Source organism: Streptomyces beijiangensis, from assembly GCF_017315755.1.
GTDB lineage: Bacteria > Actinomycetota > Actinomycetes > Streptomycetales > Streptomycetaceae > Streptomyces > Streptomyces beijiangensis.
Genome location: NZ_JAFLRJ010001485.1, coordinates 1 through 499, shown reverse-complemented (window position 1 = coordinate 499; position 499 = coordinate 1). Strand labels below are relative to the sequence as shown.

Sequence of the window (499 nt, the reverse complement as noted above, 5' to 3'; positions counted from 1 at the left end):
TGCTCGGCGAGCGCCTGAGTCCAGCCGAGCCGGTTGTCCAGCGGCGTCCCGTCGAAGGTCACGAAGGAGCCGATGCCCGCGTGGGTGGCGATGAGCCCCTGCTCGCCGAGCAGGGCACCGAACTGACCACGGAGATACTCCGCTTCGAGACGGTCACCGATGACGTTCTCGCCGCCGAACTCGGCCTGGACGCAAGTGAGTTCATCGCCCTGGACCGCGTACGCCGACTGCCCGCGTGGGTGGCGATGAGCCCCTGCTCGCCGAGCACGTTCAGCGCTTGGCGCACGGTGGTGCGGCTGACGCCGAAGCGCCCGGTGAGCGCGTGCTCCCCGGGCAGCCGGCTGCCGTCGGAGTGGACTCCGGCCCGGATCTCGTCGGCGAGAACCTTGGCGATGTGATGGTGTTTATGGACCTGTCCAGGCATGTCTAAACCGTAAGCGGAGCTTCCCCTTCAGGTCCAGCGTTTCCGGATGTCGGTTTCCTGTCAGGGGGTAGGCGG

At 67.5% G+C, this 499-nt stretch carries 2 pseudogenes; both read right to left on the bottom strand.

The window, feature by feature from the left end:
* Positions 1–104 (bottom strand): annotated as a pseudogene (locus J0695_RS46020) (GntR family transcriptional regulator); the annotation flags it as partial.
* A 137-nt stretch (positions 105–241) separates the two neighbouring features.
* Positions 242–424 (bottom strand): annotated as a pseudogene (locus J0695_RS42365) (GntR family transcriptional regulator); the annotation flags it as partial.
* Between the last annotated feature and the right edge of the window lie 75 nt (positions 425–499).